The sequence below is a fragment of the Bacillus sp. NPDC094064 genome, assembly GCF_050279585.1.
Taxonomy (GTDB): Bacteria; Bacillota; Bacilli; order Bacillales; family Bacillaceae_G; genus Bacillus_A.
Genome location: NZ_JBNNUI010000001.1, coordinates 287,650 through 305,199, shown reverse-complemented (window position 1 = coordinate 305,199; position 17,550 = coordinate 287,650). Strand labels below are relative to the sequence as shown.

The 17,550-nt window shown below is 38.4% G+C and carries 13 protein-coding genes and 1 riboswitch; of the genes, 4 read left to right on the top strand and 9 right to left on the bottom strand.

Annotation, left to right across the window (positions count from 1 at the left end):
• Nucleotides 1-102, bottom strand: a riboswitch (SAM riboswitch).
• Between the two features lie 75 nt (nt 103-177).
• On the bottom strand, nt 178-2,487 hold the full coding sequence (locus ACQKNI_RS01660) for an AAA domain-containing protein (RefSeq protein WP_141555238.1): 2,310 nt from the start codon (nt 2,485-2,487) through the stop codon (nt 178-180).
• A gap of 111 nt (nt 2,488-2,598) precedes the next feature.
• On the opposite strand from ACQKNI_RS01660, the gene ACQKNI_RS01655 reads away from it, so the two are divergent.
• The 3 genes from ACQKNI_RS01655 (at nt 2,599) to ACQKNI_RS01645 (ending at nt 3,672) form a co-directional block, all read left to right on the top strand.
• Nucleotides 2,599-2,991, top strand: coding sequence for a VOC family protein (locus tag ACQKNI_RS01655; RefSeq protein WP_088229606.1), 393 nt, complete (start codon nt 2,599-2,601; stop codon nt 2,989-2,991).
• Between the two features lie 84 nt (nt 2,992-3,075).
• Entirely contained in the window at nt 3,076-3,282 is a 207-nt protein-coding gene (locus ACQKNI_RS01650) for a hypothetical protein (RefSeq protein WP_088229607.1), read from the top strand.
• Nucleotides 3,283-3,342: 60 nt separating this feature from the next.
• A complete protein-coding gene (locus ACQKNI_RS01645) occupies nt 3,343-3,672 on the top strand; it encodes a hypothetical protein (protein WP_088229608.1) in 330 nt (109 codons plus the stop codon).
• 273 nt (nt 3,673-3,945) lie between these two features.
• Here the strand turns inward: ACQKNI_RS01645 and ACQKNI_RS01640 are convergent, their stop codons facing one another.
• Nucleotides 3,946-4,680: a DUF975 family protein gene (locus ACQKNI_RS01640; RefSeq protein ID WP_098840853.1), complete on the bottom strand. Its 735-nt coding sequence runs from the start codon at nt 4,678-4,680 to the stop codon at nt 3,946-3,948.
• Between the two features lie 369 nt (nt 4,681-5,049).
• Here ACQKNI_RS01640 and ACQKNI_RS01635 point away from each other — a divergent pair, with 369 nt between their 5' ends.
• Nucleotides 5,050-5,478, top strand: coding sequence for a hypothetical protein (locus ACQKNI_RS01635; RefSeq protein WP_088229610.1), 429 nt, complete (start codon nt 5,050-5,052; stop codon nt 5,476-5,478).
• 326 nt (nt 5,479-5,804) lie between these two features.
• Here the strand turns inward: ACQKNI_RS01635 and ACQKNI_RS01630 are convergent, their stop codons facing one another.
• The 7 genes from ACQKNI_RS01630 to ACQKNI_RS01600 form a co-directional block, all read right to left on the bottom strand.
• The gene (locus ACQKNI_RS01630) at nt 5,805-6,083 is read right to left on the bottom strand and encodes a hypothetical protein (RefSeq protein WP_098356820.1); all 279 of its coding nucleotides are present in this window, start codon (nt 6,081-6,083) and stop codon (nt 5,805-5,807) included.
• Complete coding sequence (locus ACQKNI_RS01625; RefSeq protein ID WP_098252525.1) at nt 6,055-7,692, bottom strand: SWIM zinc finger family protein; 1,638 nt, start codon at nt 7,690-7,692, stop codon at nt 6,055-6,057. Before ACQKNI_RS01625 ends, ACQKNI_RS01630 begins: the two co-directional genes overlap by 29 nt.
• A complete protein-coding gene (locus ACQKNI_RS01620) occupies nt 7,668-8,774 on the bottom strand; it encodes a VWA domain-containing protein (protein WP_088229613.1) in 1,107 nt (368 codons plus the stop codon). Before ACQKNI_RS01620 ends, ACQKNI_RS01625 begins: the two co-directional genes overlap by 25 nt.
• Nucleotides 8,764-11,070, bottom strand: a complete 2,307-nt coding sequence (locus tag ACQKNI_RS01615) for a DUF5682 family protein (RefSeq protein WP_427282132.1) — start codon at nt 11,068-11,070, stop codon at nt 8,764-8,766. Before ACQKNI_RS01615 ends, ACQKNI_RS01620 begins: the two co-directional genes overlap by 11 nt.
• Entirely contained in the window at nt 11,031-12,137 is a 1,107-nt protein-coding gene (locus tag ACQKNI_RS01610) for an ATP-binding protein (RefSeq protein WP_088229615.1), read from the bottom strand. The genes ACQKNI_RS01615 and ACQKNI_RS01610 overlap by 40 nt, the downstream gene beginning before the upstream one ends.
• Nucleotides 12,138-12,152: 15 nt before the next feature.
• Nucleotides 12,153-15,587 (bottom strand): DUF4132 domain-containing protein, encoded by a 3,435-nt coding sequence (locus ACQKNI_RS01605; RefSeq protein WP_088229616.1) that lies wholly within the window; start codon nt 15,585-15,587, stop codon nt 12,153-12,155.
• A 483-nt stretch (nt 15,588-16,070) separates the two neighbouring features.
• A complete protein-coding gene (locus tag ACQKNI_RS01600) occupies nt 16,071-17,099 on the bottom strand; it encodes a WD40 repeat domain-containing protein (RefSeq protein WP_088229617.1) in 1,029 nt (342 codons plus the stop codon).
• Nucleotides 17,100-17,550: the final 451 nt, after the last annotated feature.

The following is a 17,550-nucleotide window of genomic DNA, read 5'->3' as shown; positions in this document are numbered from 1 at the left end:
TTCTTATCTTTCAAGTTACCTTGCTGGAATTGGCACAGTATTCATAAAGAATCCGCTGCCGAGGTATCATAGGGCCAGTCCCTCCACCTCTCGTGATAAGAATTTTCATAAAATTATATTAAATTATTTTCATTCTAAATTTATTCCAGGCAAAAGTCAAGGAATTCCTATCCGAATTTACCGAATATCTAAAAATCCTTTTAATACACCAATCGTTTCCGGTGCTTGCAATCTTGCACATACATACGGAAATTCCGTACTACCTTCAAACATCATTTGAGATGTGAGTGGTGCCCCTGCCCAAAAGATTTCATCATCGATTACGATAAACGGGAACGCTTTGTTTTGTCTTTGTAACTTTACATTCTTTAATGGAATTGGCCCATCACTATAGACCGTTATTTGCGCAGTTGTACGCATTAACGCTTGCCATACTCGTTTATCCACTTGTCTTGTACTCGGAAGTGAAATAATAATTTTTCGTTTTGCGGCTAAAATATCTTTTAATAACCCTTTCGACTCTTCAAGATTCATTTCCATAAACCAGCGTAATCGTTTCGAAATTTTTCGCTCCCACAATTGTCTTGATGTCGTGCGATCATACACATCACCGTGACGTTCTATATGCGCTGTTAATTGTGATAACGCTTGTTTTCTCGAAAGGTTTTTACGCATGTAGTGGCAATCTGATAATTGAATGAACTTTCCTCTCGCTCTCGTTACTGCTACATTGACAAGGCGATGGTTTTTATGATCAAAGAACAACACACCAGGACGTTCTTGCGGATAACTATCAACCGTATCAAATATCATCATATCTCTTTCAGACCCTTGAAACTTATGAACCGTTGCCGCTAGTACTGGTATGTGATGATACTTCGTTTTTTGCAACATTTCCCGAATACACGTTGATAAAAAGCGGGATTGTGCCCTGTAAGGTGTAACAACACCAATCGATTGAACACCGTCTAACAGTCCGATTAACATCATTTGCATCGCTACTAAACCAGACATAATGTTAAAACGAGAACCAGAAGCCGCGTCTTTTAACGAAAATGCTCCCATTAAACTCGTATCAAATAAAACACTCGCCTCATTTGCGAACGGCTGCAATTGCGCAAGTTCTTTACGCTCTGAAACAGACGGATGATCGTATACTCTATTTTTATAAATAAATGAGTTTGTAAACTTCGATATATCCGCATGCATACGTCTTTGTTCCTGCAGCATGAAAAGGTTCGGATGTGCTTCTGATTTATTTACAGAATCAACAATCCCGGCATGGTAAAACATATCTTCGCCGAGCCATTTTCGAACGAGTTCATGGTTTGCCATCGCAATCGGAGGTAACTGTAAAAAGTCACCACAAACGACGATACGTTTTCCAAGTGAAGCAGCCAATGCAATTTGCGGAACGAACGCCATACTCACTTCATCTACGACAACTAAATCAAATGTACGCTCATAAATAAGTGAATCAATGGCACATTTCGATAAAGTTGCACCGATTACTTGTGCATTTTCAATGTATTCTTTTTCTACTTCTTTAATTTTCGCTCGTTGTTTTCGAAGATCGCTTTCAATCTCCTGCATACGTTTCTTATCAGAGGACGTTGCCTTATACGATAAAATCTTTTCACGAAGCTCTTGGCGTGTTTCTTCCAAATAGAGCCTTTCTTCTCCCCATGACCCGTTCGTCGTTTCAACTAACTTCGACGCGAGTAACGTTTCATGATTTCGTATATGCTCATGTTGACTATAACCGTAACGAACGATTTCGCCAGGCGTCCATTTCTTTTTCTTCTCAATTTGCTTCGTTACTTCACTCATTAATACGTCAACAGCCGCATTACTATGAGCTAACACAAGTACTGATTTTCCTTTTTGATAATGAGCCGAAATAATACGCGATAAATTGTAAGACTTCCCTGTTCCAGGTGGTCCCCACACGTACGTTGTCGGATTGTAAAAAGAACGATATGCCAATTCATTTTTCGGATTTTTCATCTTCTCAAGATGCTTCGGACTGCTCGTTCCCTCTACTAAACGTTTAATTCGTTGACGTCTTTGCTTATCTTGACGAGCTTCTTTTAATCGCTCTTGTAGCTGTTCTAAAAGTTGCCACGGTTCACTATATAAAACCGCTTCTCGTATTTCACCTTGTATATAATCATTTAATTTCAGTTCTATTTCTAATCCATGTACAGATAATACTTCCCCTGTCGCTTCCTCACCATCGAACTCAATTCGAATTGGTGAACCTTCAGGTAAGCTTACTTCTGAAATAAGCTGAAATACATATACTGTATTCTCATAATCTGTATATAAAAAACGACCGTTCATGATAGAAATTTTACTACCGCCAATCGTTTTCCAATGTTTAATTTCATACGCTAATGCATAATGCCACTCTTTCATCGTTTCCGATAATGAAGGAGTTTGAGTAGGTGTATTCATCGTATAATCTCCTTCCTTCTCCCCAAACATACTTTCTCACTATACCATATAACACCCTAAAAATTGTAACAATTATATCTTGCTTATTTTCTTAATTTTCAATATTATTTTATATATAATTTTCAGAAAGAAGGAATCTACATGCCAGTTAGAAGAATTGAACACGTAGGACTTATGGTTGCAGATTTAGAAACATCTATTTCATTTTATGAAAAAGTAGTTGGCTTACAGCTTATTAAACGTATGGGACATCCAAACCCAAACTTAAAACTCGCTTTTTTAGGTGTGGAAGAATCGAAGGAAACGATACTTGAACTCATTGAAGGTTATAACTCTTCCCTTCCGGCAGAAGGAAAAGTGCATCACATTTGCTTTAAAGTAGATTCATTAGAAGATGAAATTGAAAGACTACAGAAACACGGCGTAACCTTTTTACTAGGAGAAGAAATCGAAACATTACCAGATGGAACACGTTACATATTTTTCGCTGGCCCTGATGGAGAATGGATTGAGTTTTTTGAGACGGAGAGATAAAGTGAAACTTTAAATCAGAGGGGTGTCCACCCCCTTTGATTATTAGCTCACACCGATCAAGCGAGTTTGTGGAGGTGGAAAACTATGAAAAAATTTTCTCGCACAGGAAAAATATTATTAGGTTTTGGCACGATTCAAGTGTTTTGGGGACTTGTCATGTTTAATGTAATTAACGGAATTGATTTATTTGAGCACACAAGTAACATCGTGAAATATAGTATTCTAATTACTGGAATCGTTTGTTGCATTGCATCTAACTTTTTTAAAAAACCTAAGAGCTGTACTAACTAATAAGTGAGTTATACTTCCTGTTATACATAAATTTATGATCAACATTAGGAGTGGAAACTGATGAATACAGCCTTTATTATCGTTTTTTGGGTGCTTATACTATTTCCAATCCTTTATATAATCAAGATCAAGCATTGGAATATAAAAGTAGTTGCCGTATTAGTTGGAAGAATCCTATTCAGTATTGTCTTTTTTATAAACGGAATGATTTTAGGACTACAACGAAATTGGGTAGAGCCTCCCTATGAAGAAGAATGGGGTTTCTTTATAAAGTCTTTACAACATGGGAAAACTGATGCACTTATACACTTGTTACTTCTAATCATTATTTTCACTTTCGACTTACTAATTATATTTTATTATAGAAATAAAGTGTTTTTCAAACGATAAAATTAGTGATGCAGTGGACATAATGGGATAATTTCTAAAACAATAGAAAGAATAAAAACACTCTTGACTCCTTTCCTTAGCAGTTTAAGAGTGTTTTTTATTCTCGAGAAAACAACTATCCAAAAACAAGAAAATCGACATCTTCATATTGAAAATGTGTAAAATTACCGTCTTTCTCAAAACCCTAGGTATCTACTAATTCTTTACCAGCAAAGTTTCTTCGTAAATTATACTATCCTCGTGTAGCAATATAAAACAAACTATATTCTCCTTCTAGATAACTGTTTTTTCCTCCATAACAGTATCTCTATTCACTATTTTCAAGTAGAAATGCGATACTGTTGTAATGTAGTATGGAAAGATCCAAAGAAACGGGATACCAAATGTGAAAAATCCGATGATAACCCCTAAAATAAACCATCCTATAAAACTTAACGATAGTAGAAATAAATCTAATTTATGTCCTTTCATCAATTCTTGGCTCTTTTTAATTGCTTCACTCGCCGTATATTCTGGATGATCTAACAAAATATAGTAAGCCATAGAATAAGAGATAAACTTTATGATACCTGGTACAATTAATAATACACTCCATAAAAGTGTGTATACAGTCATTAAAGTAGTCACCTTTATAGATCTAAACACATTACTTTTTCGAAATCCTTCAAATAACTCACCAATTGTAGTAGATTCTTTTTTCGCTAAACGCAATGTAACTTTAAGATACCCATAATTCATAATGCCTTGTACACCTACTAAACAAATAAATAGAACAACAAAAACAAGTAAATAAGAAAAAGCACCTGCTGCATTTAATTTTTCGTCTCCTGTAATGGAATAACTAGCATTCATTGTTTCACTTAATAAGATACCCAGGAACAACAGTGGAAATCCTATAATTAGCATACAAACCCTAGAAATAATATGATAAAGAAACGATGACAATACCGCCAATCCCCATTTGTCTTTTAATGAAGATACGGCCGCTTTTTTTAAGCCACTAATCATTTTGATCCAACCTTTCAATTTTTTCCTTTTATATGAATTACTTTTACATAAGGGATAATAGAATATTTTAACAGAATTTACATTAAATATAATTCCATTAATATCTAAATGAATGGTGAAACTGTTCCAAAAGTGTTATTTTTAAGTAAGTATCAAATTCAGTACTTCTAATGTTTTTCTAACACTACTTGACTAATTTTAGTATGTTTATTTCCAATCTATTAATCATGTAATTTATTTAAAAACACAGTGAATATACTTGCTACATAAAATCCATTACCAAAACAGTTTTTTAGTTTTTATTCTTGTTCAATATGGTATAGAAAAAGATTGATTATTTACAAGACAAGAAGCTAGGAGATGTTACATATGAAATATTTTGTAATAGAAGATGATGAATTATCAAGCTGTGGTGAAGAGACAATATATGTTTTTGAACATAGCAAAGGAAAAAACAGTTACGACACGATTAAAACCTTGGAAGATTTTGCAGCAACATGCCAATTCATTGAACGAAGAAATACGCATTGGTTTTGGTATAAAGGAAAACACGTTGAAGATATGCCTATTTGGGAATTCGAAAAAAAATTTAGAGCTGAACAAGAAAAACTGAAAACAATATCCCAAGAAGAATTCACAGAATTGAGAAACAGATATGCCCCACTTATTAAACCTATCGAGTTCCCTATTGAAGGAATCCGAATTGCTTATGCTTATGAACCAGAATGGAATGATGAATTTTTTGTTATGGAAACGGAAGAAAGTTATTTTGCCGTATATTGGTTTACAACGGCTTAATAATCGTTTTTATAACAAATCAACAGATTTCTTATCCGAAAGGACTTTCCATAAATACTGATTAGGTGTTTAGAAAGTTTCTTCAAAATCAGTGTGTCTAGGCATGGGTCTTCCTACTACTTGTCCTCCACTGCTAATATGATGAATAAAGCGAAATTGTAATGAGTGGGGGATTCTTCATTCCCCACTCATTATTAGTTGAACCATTCGGGCTTTTATGGACAGTTCCTCTCCTACCTATCTTCCTCATGTCTCTCTAAATCTTGAGGTGGGAATTTTATTGCCCGTTAATACGGGATAAATTAAATTCCTATTCAATCACATCTTTATAAATGTAGCATTTCAGCCTTTACAACTTGAATATATTCCTGCAACTTGCAAAACGCTTCCGTCAATTTCCCTGTTTCTTCTTTATGAAGAAAGCGGGCTTTGTTTCGTTCTTCCTCTATGACAAGCAGCTGCGCGGCAGCATAAGTTAGTCCGTACTTTTCGCATTCCCGTTTTATATCATGGAACAAAGAAAGTGGTATAGTCCCCGCTCCTGAAATAAGCATCTCATCTAGAACTTGTTCTAATTCATCGATTATGCGTACTAACTCTATCATAAAACGTTTCCCCTTCATTGAGTGTAATATTTATAACTTCTCCTGTTTCTGTATATAAAATAACAGGTGTAACAACGAGCTTCGTTCCTTCTTGATAAGGATGGACTAACATTTTCTTTACATATAGCGAGTCCAAATATATTTTTACAAGTCGAATCATCCGCTCGTTTTCTGGTCGTTTCATCATTTGCATTTGCAATGTTTTACCATTCTTATCGATAAGAGGTACGATCCATTTTTGTTCTTGCTTCTGAAACAGCCAATCTCCTATTTCCGCAACTTCGATACAAAAGACTCCCTGTTTATTTGTCTCTAACCTGTTCTCTTTTACTTTTTTTAGTAAGTCTTCCCATGAGGTTAAAAAGAGAGATTGCCACTCTGCCACATTTGTTTTCCCTTCCACTTCTCCTACCGTCTGTGAGCTAGATGACAGTTGAAAATCGGCGTTAAGTTTTGCATGCTTTAACCCGAAAGATGAACGAGACAATTCGTATCCTTTCCCTGCAATTTCCCATGGAACTTGCTTTTCATGGAGCTCTTCAGAAGTTGTGTTGCCCCCTTCATAAAACATGGGGCGTGACTGTGTATATGTGATCCACTTTTCCTGTTCTCGATTATAGAAATAATATGTCACACCAACATAACCGGACTTCGTTTGCCAGCCGGATGCGCCAAAGGCATGCAAAGTAAGCGGTGGAACTTCATAGTATTCCGAACGAAACGGACTCTCTTGCAGACGGTGCCGTTCTAACAACACAATGTATTCATAAATCGCGGACAGCGTTTGCCGATAGGATGCCATTTGAAAAGATGCATGTTTCATCCTGTATAGCCTAATATCGGCCCCCAGCTTACGAAATAAATTTTCTAACTTTGCTAGTTTCAAAGAACGCGCTTTTACAGAAAGTTGTTCTATTTCATAGATTGTATTTTCGGTAAGACGTGTTAATCCAAAGTGAACAATTTGCTCAATCATCTCTTTGAAAATAGATAGCTTATCCGGTGCAATAATAAGAGGCTGCATCTGTTTCGTTTCATGCGAGATTCCTCTCTCTTTTTGATACCAATATATCGCTTCCGCCTTATGCCGGCATATTCCCTCTGCTTTGCATGTACAAATCGCATCAGCTACCGATTCAGCTGTCAGAAAACGAACCGTTATATCTTCTTCTGGAAAGGAGGTAATTAAAGCACCCTCTTCTTCCAAAATAAACTTTTGCTGAAATGTTTCGCGGAACATCATTTCAGCCCACATTTTTTCGGGGACGATATTGCGAACGTCCACATTCAAAAGGGCAGAGAAATCAACTTTTATGTTCTCTTCACCTTCGTACATCTTCTTTGCTTCTAATAAAGCCATAATGACATGCTTACAAATCGAGCGTGCTTCACAAGTGCAGGAGTAACTGCGTATATCTCCCGTAAACGTTACAGTAGTTTCATCATCAAGATGTACTTGCGCTGCACCCTCTTCTACGTCCATTTTGATATTTGTTGCAACAGCCAAATCCTTCACTGCTCTCTTATATGTTCCTTTGTTGGACATGGCGATTAAATATGTTTCATCAATAGAGGAAAGAACATTTAAGAAATGATTGTTGCGATCCACTGTGCCAACCTCCCTGGTGTTAACGCGGCTACATGAGCACCGAGCGCCGCCATTTTTTTAGCTGCCTGTTTATCATAAAAAGGCTGTGCAGTCGGATCAAGAGAAGTAAGCACAATCAGTTTTGCTCCTGATTCTACAATCTTCATCGCTTCTCGGTACATTTCAGCGTAACTGCCACCTTCATATAAATCCGTTACAAGCACGACAATTGTTTTATGAGGCATCTCGATTTTATTCGTTGCGTAGCGCAGCGCCTGAGCAATATATGTACCTCCCCCAAGCTGTACACTCATAAGCGTTTCCACCGGGTCTTCAATACGATCCGTTAAATCAACAACAGCTGTATCAAAGATGAACAGATCTGTCTTAATCGTCGGTAAACTTGCAAAAATGCCTGCCATAACTGCACTATGAATAACAGAATCAATCATACTTCCGCTCTCGTCTACTGCAAGGATCACACGCCATGGGCTAACATGCTTTGTCGCAGCATAAAAGTATGGTTTTTCAATATGAATGGTGCTCGTTTCCTTGTCAAAATGCTTTAAGTTCTTTCTAATCGTTTTCTTAAAATCAAAGTTACGCATCATGCGCACGCGGCTAGAGCGATTCCGGTCCGGTCTACCGCTTAAAGCATGCTTCACTTCTTGCTCTAAATTACGGCGTAACTCCTCAGCGACTTTCGCTACAATACGCTTAGCTGTGTCTAATACATCCGGCTTTACATAATCCTTAAATTGCAAAATACATTTTAATAAATTCATATTCGGCTCCATTTTTTCCAGTGTTTGTTTATCTTGTAATAGAGCCGTTAATTCATACTTTTCCAGCGCATGATTTTCCATAATTTCAATTGTTTCTTGAGGAAATAACTCCCGCACTTTCGAAACCCAAGTAGGCACTGTTAACTGAGAAGGATCCAGCGACCCGCCACGTTCCTCTCCGCGTTCCCGTTCGTATAAAAACTCCAGCACCTCATCCATTTCCCTGTATGCATGGTTTTCTTCCTGAAATGTGATTTGGTCATCCGCATATTTTCCAAGGACAAGACGCCAGCGATTTAAAGAAATGTTATTCTCCATCTTCTAGCCCCCGTCTCATTAAAATCTCCCGTGCTTTCCGATCTAATTGCATTGCATACGCGAGCGCATCTTCTGAAATTGCTTCTTCTTTTATCACTTCTTCTGTCGCGCCATATAACCGGGCCACCTGTCTAGCAATCGTATCCACCTCAAGCGGCGTGAATTGGCTGAACAAAAGGCGCAAGTGCGGCAACACTTGTAAAAATGTCTCTTCATCAAGTACTTCTAGAACATGAGACATCCCGTCAAGCAGTGACTCGTTATATAAAAAGATATCTTTTGCGCCAGCCAATAAACCATTCAAAAATATCGGAGCCTGCTTCTGCATATCGCCACTTCCATAAAAATATCCTTCTGCCACTTGTATGACCTCATCTACCGTCCGCTTCGCTAAGGAAGTTAACAGCCCAAATACTGCTCCCTCTACTTGGCTTTCTCGTTTTTTCTTTTGCAAATAAAGCTCCAACGCTTCAATAAATTGCTGATCTGCAGGCTGCATTGTATACAAATCAATAAGCTTTTCCGCAATAATTGCTGGTTCGCCTCCATCTAAAACAGAAAATAACGAAAGCGCTTTATGTCTAGCATGATCCGCTTGCTGATTTGCTTTTTCTATTTGTGATAAATAGTAAGCACAATCTGCCATTGAAGCAAAATCTCCATCCTCTTGTATAGCTTCATCTATAAATTGGATGTATATAGAAAAGTCGGAAAACAAACCACTTAGGTAGGATTCTAGTAATAAAAGGGCCACCTCACCAGCTCGTCCCTTTGCCTTGTGTAACTTTGCTCTTAGCATTTCCTGTGCGGCTTCCCTCACCGTTCCGCCATACACAGATAAATCAATAAGAGCACTTTCCACTTGTGCTGAAAAACGATATTTCCAAGTTTCGCGCATAAGATTGATGTTCTGCTTTCTCGCAAGATTAGGACCGCGCAACTTCTCACAAAATGGAACTCCTAAAAAAGTGAGGCAATGAAAGAATTGACTTAAACGCTGGTGTCGTTCTTTCTTATATATGTCAAGAATCGTCTCGTGTGGTACAGTAGAACGCGCTGGAAGACGAAACGAACGAACAGAAGCACGAAAATCATGTACGAGCGGCGGTACATCCGCTTCTTTTGACACTTTGCCCCGCTTTGTCCCTTGCAAACTCGTCTGAAGCATCGTTAAAGACTTATCTACCGAGGATATCTCACCTTTCACAAATGCACTACGGACTGCATCCATCAGCTCATACAATCCCGGTTGCATCTTTCCGCGAAGTAGCGCAAGTTCACGTATCATTCGCGCAGCTTCAATCTCATCTGCTATTGATATACCTTCTGCCTTTAGCTGCCTAGCAATTCGTATCATAAATTGCTCAGCTACCGCTTCATCCCTGTTCTCCCAAATATGTTGGTAGAAAGCAGGTGCAGGCATACCGCTTTCATAGCCACGGGTCTGATCGCTTTCTAAAAAAGAATACGGCATAAGACAGTTTTTGGCATATGTTTTAGACAATGGACTTTTGGACAGTTTTTTCTGTTTTCCTTCTAATTCAAGAAGTCCTTTCACATGAAAGCCTCCGGTAATAACAAGCACCTTATCATACACTTTACGCGCTTTTTCAATTTCCTTGGCCATGTGTATCTCCCTAGCTTCGCAACCGTCTTCTGTCAGCATCTCCTGCGTGTAATCCGCGCGTGTATAGTAACAATAATGAAATAACTGACGGACAAACTCCTCACTTGTCATATGAAAGCCTTGCAACTCAAAGTATTTCTCCCAAAACTCATGGAAACTTCGACACCCAGTTTTTTCCGAAAGCATACGGACATATTGACTATGTCGAAAGTATTGTTCGTCATACTTCCCATTCTCTTCCTCATTTCTTGCTAAAAATAAATATTCTTTATAAGGAAGATCAATAAATGAAACAGGAATGCTCTGTGCAGTTCCTTCCCGCAGCGCGACAAGTTCCGGTGAATAGTCAAGAAAGGGATAGTACGCACGGTACTTTCCACTTTCTCCTCTTTCAAGCACATCCGTTTTATCATCATAACTGCAATATATACAAATCGGGGTCTCACTTTCTGCACTCACAATATGCGGAATAAGAGGGTTGCAATCTATCGGTCCTTCTATAAGGATTGCATCCGGTTTATATAATGAAACGATCTTTTGTACATGAAAAGAGCACGCAGGACTATGATGGCGAATTGGCACGTATACGACGTTGTGATCTAAATTGTAAGCTCTTTGAAACAATGCATTTACTTCAGCTGATTGCGAGCTTCGAAAAACGACTTCCATACCTCTCCCCCTACTTGACCTCGCGCCCTAACGATGCTTGTAAAATAACTGCGCAGCTTTTCTAAATCATCCTTATTTTCTTTCGCAATTGTGCCCGATAAATACCGAACCAGCGCATCCATTTTCACTTGTCCGCTTCCATAATAGTAGGCATCCATTGCACTTTGATAATATACAGATACGGCTTCTGCAGTACTCATTACAGAAGAAGGTTGATCAATTCGTTTCCCTTCAGCGGTTACACCTTCTCGTAATTCATGAAAAACAGTCGCTAACAGCTGAACAACCGTCTCATCCACTTCTGGCGTGATACCCGACGCTCCTAATAGACGCGTTACTTGTGACTCTATTATTTTTGCTTCTAGTTTTACATCCTTAATTGGATGTACGGTTTCAAAATTAAAACGACGCTTCAATGCACTACTCATCTCATTCACACCGCGATCGCGTGTGTTAGCCGTCGCGATAATATTGAAGCCTGGCTTTGCTGTAAGAATTCCTTGTTCTCCAAACTCTGGAATATTCAGCACCTTATCGCTTAGAACGCTGATTAATGAATCTTGCACTTCCTGCGGGCATCGCGTCAATTCTTCAAATCTAGTTAATATCCCTTGTTCCATACCAACGAAAAGTGGCCCTGGCACAAGCGCCTCTCTTACAGGTCCTTTCGCAAGAAGAAGCGCATAGTTCCACGAGTACTTAATTGTATCTTCCATCGTAGCAGCTGTTCCTTGCACAGTGTTGCGACTATTTCTACATATCGCAGCAGAAAGTAGCTCACTCAACATTGTCTTTGCTGTTCCTGGCTCTCCGATTAACATAAGTCCGCGATTTCCCGCTAATGTGACAATCGCTCGTTCCACAAGTGCATCATTCCCATAAAACTTACGACTAACTTCTACTTCCTTCCCTTCCAAAAGAAGTGGTTCTTCTTGTCCGATAATAAACGTACGGACGGCACGTGGCGACAATCGCCAGTTAGGTGGTTTAGGAAACGAATCATTCGCTTCTAACGCATTCAATTCTATTTCATATAATTCTTCCATTAATGGTTTAATAGACTGCATATGTCATTTCCTTTCTTATCGCTTACTGCGCCAGTTTTCATCACGGCCAAGGTTCGATTCTGTTGCCCGTTTTATATCATATAAGATTTCGCTGAAAAAGCGTTCCGATACTTGCTTTGGTAAAACACGTTTCTCATGATTAATTTCGTCGTAGTCATATGAACCACGGCTCACCGTGCCTGCTTTGTAAAATTGAATTTCAAAGACGCACACATCTTCCTCGCCTTCATACCCAACCGGTGCCCCTTCAAACGCAAGCTCCGCCCCTAATCCAGCGCGAGTATCTTCTTTATAGAATGTATAATATACACCGGCATCTTGAACCGATCCACGGCTCCAACCGTGCTTCGTCATCTTACCAAACAGCGAACGACCATTCATCTCAATACCAGCAAACCTCTCCACAGTAACTTCCTCATTTTCCTCAACCTGAAATACTTCACGGTCAATTTGCGGAAATGGCTGAGTCACCTCATAGTCATCTAGCTGTTCCTTCCATAATTCCCGTTCCTCTTCGGACAATTCTAGCGGATGGATTAAACCAATAACGGTATCTGGCGTAAGTTCATGCTCTTCTTCCTCAATCGTATTGAATGTGCCATCCTCCATATAGCGGAACATCGCAAGCAACTTCCCTTCCTTATACTCACCCCAAATAAGGGAGATAGCAAACTGCTGCATGATTGGATTTTCTACAAACAGAGACTGCCATGTATTTTGTGACCAATAGCGATTAAGAGAAAGCGCTGTTTCAAGACGCTGAGTTTGCATCGTAATCATACCTCGAAGCTGTTTCTTTATAGAAGATAACTCCGCCTTAGCCCTTTCCGCTTTTTCCGCATCATCTTTTGCATTTGGTTTCGGAAGCGACTTCAGTCGTTTCCCCTCTTCTGTCTTTAATTCGATTTTCAAGTTAGGAGTTAAATAGGCAGTAAACGTCCTGCTTCCGTAATCAATTGTCTTTTCACCACGTTTATTAAAACCAAGGTGTGGAACAAGTTGATCTTCTAACTCTTCTTCTGTAATACCACGCGTTTTAGCAGCGAGATTCAGCGCTTCTTTCGCAGCATTACGCACTTGCTTATGTTTATACTTAAATGACATCGCATGAATAGACATAAGTCCAATATGTGACGGGGACAACGCTAGCGCCTGAACAGCTGCAGCAGCAATAGCTCCGCGCATGCCAAGTGCCCACTCATCAATCTGCTTTTTGAGCTGCATCGCCATTTCATCATCACTATACATACCATATAGCGAAAGAATACCGCGTTTCTTCGATTCCGCGCCTTGCGAAACCCATAGCTGATAGATTGCTTGTATATTTTCCTTCAAGTCTTGTTCATTAAGGGTAGCGCTAATCGCTTCTGCTACTTCCTTCTTCTCAATAACAGAATCTGATATATACTGCTGAAAATATGCAAGTGGAATCATTGCATCTGCAATTGTTTCGGAATCCCGAAGACGAATTTGTGGTTCAAATTCGAGCCACTGCACAAGTGCATTCCTTTTTTGCAGCGTTAAAATACGTGCGCAAAGAGCTTCTATATTTCCTGATGCTCCTTCTAAGTCTCCATCGCTAAGCAATGGAGCAAATTTCTCCATCAAAGAAGCATTTTTCTTTTCTTGTAAAGCCTCTTGTACAAGCTTTGTATATTTTTCAGATTTATAGTATAAAAGTGTTTGCATTACATTTTCGCGTACAACTTTCTTTCTATGATTCAATTCCTTTGCTACATCTTCTGCAGCTTCCGTATCTTTTGTAAGAAGTTCAACTGCAGCGATACGTACCTTTTTAGAAGAATCCCCAAGACTTTGAATGAGAAGATCACGTGTCTGAACCGCGTTATCCTTTGTCAACTCATCCAAAATAAAAATTCGTTCATCTGCAGAATACTCCGCGAAGTTCTCCGTTACATATGTCCGTTCTTTTACAAACGAACGAACGAGTGCCTCCGTCGCCTTATCTCGCTTCTCACTATGCCCGAAAGCTTGTTCAATGGAATAAGAAACGAGTTTCTCCATCGATAAACCGTAGGAAAGCAGATCTTCTAGCACCTGTTCTGGTGAGTTCTCCATCGCAGCATACCGCTGCAGAAGTTCGTATAAACTATAGTGATAGCTGTAATTTCTCCCAAGTTGAAGCGTAAGAGCTGCTTCTCTCTTTGCAGCTTCCTCTATATCCCAAAGTAATGCGATTTCTAAAACAGGCATTCTCCAGTAATTATTTCTATACTTCGAACTTTCGAATAGTTGCTTCATATCCTCAAATGATACATTGCCTAATAAATAGTCACGATATGTACCACGTACGTCAGATGATTTCGTTTGAAGGACAACCGTTAAAAACTCTTCACGTACTCTGTTTCTATGTAACTCGTACCCTTTTTCCGCTAAAAGCATTGATACAAAAAGATAATGACTTTTACTTACATATTGCAGTGTACGCTTCACAAATTCCGGTTGCTCTTCCACCATACGAAACAACAATTGGTATTCATATACGCGATCAAAATCAACAATACCTAACTGATGCTGCGCAAGGCGATATGCGAAAAACCTTTCCTCTGAAATACCAAATTGCTCACACAAATCTCGGGTTGTTTCATACAATTGCGCATAAAAACCTTTTGTTTTTTTGTAATTTCCAGACTGTTCAAGAGTATGGCTGACATGTGAAATTGCATAATTCATAAAATTTTTAGTAGAGCATTTCATTAACAATTCCATATATCTTCTTGCAACATCCGAATGCGGATATATACGAAAGATTTGCTGCCAAGTAAAATCAGGTAAAGACCCACCAGCTAATACCTTACTAACAGACTCACCTCGAACGTACCTTTTGGCTGCTTCAATCTTCTCTTCTGCTCCGCTTAACCTCAATATATACTCCGCTTGCTCTTGCAATTCATCTTCCAGTAAAGAACGATAAGGTAGAAATCTCTCATAATCTGCATCTAACATAACGAGAAGTAAAAGTAATTTTTGCTGTCCTGTTATAACTTGTAACTGCTCTTCTATATATTTCGGATTCTCCTTTATTAATTGTCTAAGAAAAACATCCGCTTCATTTACAGAACGTGAAAGATTCGTTAAATACTTACATGCACATACTACAAGTCTATCGAATGAAAGACCGCTTTTTTCGAAATAAACCTTTATATCTGGAAAACTCATATATGAAAAACGCACGAGAAGAACATTCAACAGTTGATCCTCTAGCAAATGATAAAATAACCGAAAAAACCCAGAATCTTGCTTATACGTTTTCCTAAAATCATTCATAAACTGCCAAGAAAAATCACTACGCTTATTTTCGCGAATCGTCGTTTGTTCTATATGTTTTAAAACTTCTTCATCTCTCGTCTGCAAGTAACGCAACGCTAATTCTTCTTGTTCCCCTGTTATATTAAGATGTTGAAACAACTGATATGTACTGACTGCCATCTTCACTGCCTCCCTAGTTCTTTTATGAATTCATCGTTATATCATTTATATATACTAATACCTATTCTCTCACAAATCTGAAATTTCAGATACGAAAATTCGGAATATATTTACATTATTAGTATATCATATCAACTCGAATACGAACATACGTTTCTTCTAAAAATTTCATATTAATTTAAAACAATCATTGAAAATTTGGTTTAGAGATAAACAAAGTAAGTAATGCATGTTTTTATGATAGATAAGTACCAAGTTTGGAGAAAATATATTGAAGGGTCTTGGTACAAAGATAAAATAAAAGAGAATATAGCGCATATATTTCTAGCGGAATTGTATTTTATGCTGTTAGTCCAAACAATTGATGGATGAATTTTTTCTGGTTTTGAACATACTGATCACGTCCTTTTTTAGAGTACTAGCATCAGTATGTCCAAGTTTAAAATATCACTTCCAGATATTTCTATTTTTTTGCACAAGAACCTATTTATTTGACTTATCACGAATCGTATCGGTGATGGATAAGTCTTTTACATTCACACGGGAAATGGAGAGGTCACGATTAAGGACATAAGCGCGTTCTCCGTCCTGGCTAAAGACAATGGCTTGCCGTGGTTCTGTGAAACCACTGATTGTCTTAATCACATGATTATCAGAGACGTTAATCACATCGATAGTATTGTCCGCCTTGCTGCTTGCAAAAAGCAGTTTACCATCGGGCGACAAGGCTGCACCATATGGCTCACGTCCAACTTTTATCTCGTTAACGATTTGTCCTAGAGAGATATCCACCACGGAAATGCTGTCACGACCGCTGTTTGCGGCATACAATGTTTGACCATCGGCAGTCACGGAGATTCCACGAATCATAGAGAAACCAACAATCTCACGTACGATGTTCTTAGTGGCTGCATCAACTACGGACACCTTATCTCCTTTAAAGTTTGTTACAAACACATATTTTCCATCCGGAGAGACTGTAATACCTTGGCGTGGTTGGGAGAAACCAGTAATAACTGCAGTCGGTTTGCGTTTCTCAAGGTCTATGACGGTTACAGAACTATGTGCCTGATTGTTCACGTACAGCGTCTTTCCATCCGGGCTGACGCTGGTGCCGAATGCACCTGGACCGACTACGACTTCATCCTTTAAGGTTAAGCTTTTTGCGTTGTAGAATCGTAAAGTGCCTAGCGTACTGTCCGAGACAACAAATTCTGAACCATTATTAACGAACACGATGTTTCTCGGTGTAACAAAGCCATCGATTTTCTTGCGTAAAGTACCTTTAGCAAGGTCATAAATACGGATGGATTGTTCGCGACTATCTGAAACAATCGCAATCTGCTCATCGGGACTTATAGCGAGGGAGTTGTTAGTGATGCTTCCATCAAAGCTCTCCTTTTCCATGGAGCTTTTATTTTCAGTAAATGAAGCAAAAATGGCAGTCGGAAGAATAATAACAAACATCAAAGCTACAACCAATATACCTTTAATTTTCATTTTTTTTAACATTTCTTCACCTCGTTAAATTTTTTCACATAATAGATCTTCAAGACAAACGAATAACTTCCATAGGTACACGTAAGCCCAGCAGGTAAACAGGGTGTTTGAATCTGTGCAAATATACTTACTATACGTCTTTTGATTCCCTCCTTTTGTAATCGTGTCTGAATTTTTATCCCTTCGTTCTATGTAAACGTACAGATGGACAAATCGGTTTGAATATTATAAAAAAATAAATTCGATGCTTAAAAATAATTACATGTTTTATAAGGGATACCACCACATCACTATTAAGCTAACAAAAAATAAATACTTCAAAACCTTAGCTTGATGGGCATGTATGGGGATCCCTATAAGAAAAAAGTTTTAAAGATTGTTTCTATGCTTACATATTTTAGGTTTTGATTATTGGAGTGGAAGTCGTAAATCTGCCGTGAAGGTAATCGTCATACTTTTTCCT